The 3861-nt window shown below is 52.6% G+C and carries 5 protein-coding genes; all 5 read left to right on the top strand.

The window, feature by feature from the left end; translation table 11 throughout:
• Positions 1 to 1399 (top strand): restriction endonuclease (locus tag AKL28_RS23085; protein WP_050470636.1); only part of this gene is annotated, 1399 nt, incomplete at its 5' end.
• A gap of 304 nt (positions 1400 to 1703) precedes the next feature.
• Positions 1704 to 2450 carry a hypothetical protein gene (locus AKL28_RS23080; RefSeq protein WP_050470635.1) on the top strand — a complete coding sequence of 249 codons (747 nt, stop codon included), beginning with the start codon at positions 1704 to 1706 and terminating at the stop codon, positions 2448 to 2450.
• Between the two features lie 113 nt (positions 2451 to 2563).
• Entirely contained in the window at positions 2564 to 2776 is a 213-nt protein-coding gene (locus AKL28_RS23075; protein ID WP_050470634.1) for a hypothetical protein, read from the top strand.
• Between the two features lie 11 nt (positions 2777 to 2787).
• Positions 2788 to 3540 (top strand): phage antirepressor KilAC domain-containing protein, encoded by a 753-nt coding sequence (locus AKL28_RS23070; protein ID WP_050470633.1) that lies wholly within the window; start codon positions 2788 to 2790, stop codon positions 3538 to 3540.
• Positions 3537 to 3861: helix-turn-helix domain-containing protein (locus AKL28_RS23065; RefSeq protein WP_197091084.1), on the top strand; the 325-nt coding region annotated here is incomplete at its 3' end. The genes AKL28_RS23070 and AKL28_RS23065, both read left to right, overlap by 4 nt.

Here is a 3861-nt window from a genome sequence, read left to right as displayed (position 1 = left end):
GGGTGAGGTGGATGATCTGAACGCCGAATTGCAGGATCGCTTGGATGAGTTGAAGGGCTTGCTTACCCATACCCTTCATCATGACGATCGAATTGATTTCGCATCCTTGAAGAACTCGGAGCGATATGCGGCGTTTCGTCCACCTCGTGAGCTTTTGTCGGAATCTCCGCCCTTGCCGGGGGAGGTCGCGCCCTTGAAGGGCTTAAGCCGTTTTTGGCCTGGTGCCGTGAACCGACACGCGGAGGAAGTTGTAAAGGCGTCCGAGGCGCACAAAATAGCCCTTGCTGCTCACGAGCACAATGAGAGCCAGAAGCTTGCCAAGATTTCTAAGATCAAGCGCGAATACGAAGAGAAGAAAGAGGCCTATGAGCGCGATGTTGTGGCGCACAACGCTGAAGTAGATCGAATTCAGGCGGCCTACCATTCGAAGGAGCCGGAGGCTATCGTGGCCTACTGTGACATGGTTTTGGCACGTTCGGCATACCCGGCCGAGGGATTTCCTCAAAAATTCCGGCTTGCTCTCCAACAGGAGACTGGGGAGCTGGTAGTTGAATACGATTTGCCCGAATCGTCGGTTATTCCGCAGGACGTTGAATTCAGGTACGTCAAGACAAAGGATCAGATCGAGTCCAAGACCAGAAAGCCGGCGGAGATTAAGCAGCTCTACCAAGATATTGTTGCTGCAGTAACGCTCAGAACGCTTCACGAGCTATTTGAAGCGGATCAAGTCAATGCGCTCTCCCGAATCATATTTAACGGAATGATCGATACCCACGATCCTGCGAGCGGGAAAGAGGTCAGAGTGCCAGTCGTATCGGTGCGCGCGCCGAAGGAGACGTTCCTGGAATTGCGCTTAGAAAAGGTAGACAAGATCGCCTGCCTCAAGAACTTGGGCGCTCAGGTATCGGCGAGGCCGGACGAGTTGCTGGCGATCAAACCAATTGTTGAGTTCGACATGATCGATAAGCGATTCATCGATCAGGGTGATGTACTGACGGGGCTTGATTCGCGTCCCAACTTACTGGACCTAACTCCTAGCGAGTTTGAGGTATTGGTTTCGAATCTGTTTGGAAAGATGGGGCTTGAGACAAAGCTGACGCGCAGTTCTCGGGATGGAGGAGTTGATGCTGTCGCTTACGACACCCGTCCGATCCTCGGTGGCAAGGTAGTGATCCAGGCCAAGCGGTACAAGGATACGGTGGGCGTGAGTGCTGTCCGTGACCTATTCGGAACGATGATGAATGAGGGGGCCAATAAAGGTATTCTTGTTTGCACGAGCGGGTACGGCACGGACGCCTATAATTTTTGCAAGGACAAGCCGATTGAGCTGATTGATGGTGGCGGCTTGCTGTACTTGCTGCGTGAGCACGCAGGCATTGACGCTCGCATCGCCACGTGAACTTGCAAAACAGCTCTGCAACCCTTTTGAAAGGGTTTGCAAAGCCTTCGCGAATTAGCAAAATTGCTCTTTCTCGCATCGAGACGGAAAGAGTTCCGGTTTCGGAACAGTTCCAGCGACGGAGCCACTACAAGTTATTCTCGATCAAGTCCTTGTTTCGATTGGATTCCGGGGATCCCGGAATTCCGGTATCGACGCCTCTGCAGCAAGCAGGAGTGCTTTTTCATAATTTTATGAACGGATAACAGATTCGCTATCCGTTCTTGGTATCTGCATCGTATTGAATCGAAGTGAGATTTCTTAAATGAAAGACGACATCAACCCTGATTTTTGGTCTGCAAGTGGCTTGCCAGTCGAGATTGCAGAGTACATAGCAAATTTTTGTAGAAATGCAGTTATTAAACAGCATCCTTTAATTGATAGGGCGAGACGCTTTAGGTCGTATTGGGAGGGAAATCCTGATGCCGATACCGTTTCCAAAAATTGGAAGAAACTTAAGGAAAATGTCGTAAATCAGGAAGATGCCTTAGTCGGTGTTTTCCTTGTCTGGCCTGATCAGCCCAAAAGGCAGCCCTATGATGCGCTTTACGGCGGTCGCAAAATCGGTATGCTGGAACTTACCGTGGACCAAGAGCGTGCGGCCTACAAGTCTCTTGGAGATGACGCCGAACGGCTGGCTAAATTTTTGAAAGGGGGGCAAGTGCCAAGCTTCCAGCACCTGCTTGAAGACGCAGGTGCAACTGGCGGAGACGCTGCTAAAAAGGCAGCGATGTTTCAGAATTTAACTACGAACCCTGTTATCACCCTCATGTTGCTGGCAGATGTTTTGCGCAGTGCCGACCCGGGTGCTAAGTACCCTTCTCGACAGCCGGATGGCTCAAATGCTCCGATGAGTAGCTATGTCGTTCAATTGGCTGAACTGAATCGGAAATTTATCAAGGACCAATCTACCGCAATTGCTAATTTGGCGAATGTCAATAATCCGGATGCTCCTGTTAAAGCCGACGCCATTCGAAAGGCATGGGCGAGACTTAAGGACAAAAACGACTAAAAATTAGTTTCTTTCCTTCCGACTTTTGGCGCGACTTGCCTTGCGTCTAATCCTATTCTTTGCACTGTCCCGCACAAAAAAATGTTGCGGCAAACATTTGCGAAGGAATAGGAATGAATCAAAACTCCCACTCTAGCCCTACTCAGTCCGTCGGCGACACACTCTGCGATCGCCACGAAACCAAGGCCATTCTCGCGATTGGTGACTCCACCTACTGGGCATTGATCCGAGAAGGCTCGCTGGAGATTGTCCGCTTCGGCAAAAAATGCACCCGTGTTAAGCGTTCGAGCATCGACGCGCTGATGAACAAGTCCGTGGCGGCTTGATTGGAGGCGCGATGACCTCTGAAAAGAAAAAAGCCGTCGCCCTGGCAGGGGTAACGGCTTTCGATACTACGGTTCACAGCCAAAACTATATCGCAGCCATCGGGTTTGTGCAAACCATGAGCAGCCGCGAAATCGCTGACCTCGTGGAAAAGCGCCACGACAACGTGATGCGTGATATCCGCCTGATGCTGGTCGAGTTGCATGGCGAGGCGGGTATCCTCAATTTTGAGGACACCTTCCTCAATGAGCAAAACGGTCAAGTTTACCCGATTTTCCGCCTGCCCAAGCGCGAAGCGTTGATCTTGGTCTCCGGCTACAAGCTCGAATTGCGTGCGCGCATTATTGACCGCTGGCAGGAACTGGAGGGTGGTATCAGCGTCCCGCGCACTTTCTCGGCAGCCTTGCGTCTGGCTGCTAGCCAGCAGGAACAGTTGGAGTACCAAGCCCGGCAGATCGCCTACCAAGCCCCCAAGGTGGAATTCGCAACGAGTATCAGCAACAGCGATGGCTTGTGCAAGCTGGGTGTTTTCGCCAAGGCCATCGGCTGGGGGCAGAACCGCTTCTTCAGGCAATTGCGCTCCGATGAAGTTCTGATGCAGAACAACATCCCGTACCAGCGTTTTGTTGACCGCGGCTATTTCCGCGTAGTGGAACGTAAGCCCTGGAGCGATTCCGCCGGCCACGAGCACATCACGTTCACCACGATGATCACTGGCATCGGCCAGGAATGGCTCGCTAAGCGCTATGCGAAGGAGGGGGCATGAGCTTGATCGCGATGGGGGCCGTTTGGCAAAACTTCTCGCGTGGAGGCTCAGAAAAACTCACTTTGCTGGCATTGGCGGATTGGTGCGACGACGATGGCAAGAGCTTGTATCCGTCGATCCAGCGCATCGCCAAGAAAATTTCTGCATCTGAAAGCCAGGCTCGCCGCATCGTGCATGGGTTCATCGAGGAGGGATTGTTGTCGGTGGTCGGAAACCACAACGGGGGAGCCAAGGGGGCCACCCGCCAGTATCACCTCCACCTCGAAAGGTTGGCGTCTACCCCTGGCACCCATGCCACCCCTAGCATGGATGCAACCCCTA

Source organism: Herbaspirillum chlorophenolicum, assembly GCF_001189955.1.
GTDB lineage: Bacteria > Pseudomonadota > Gammaproteobacteria > Burkholderiales > Burkholderiaceae_D > Herbaspirillum > Herbaspirillum chlorophenolicum.
This window is presented reverse-complemented; position numbering and strand designations above follow the sequence as displayed.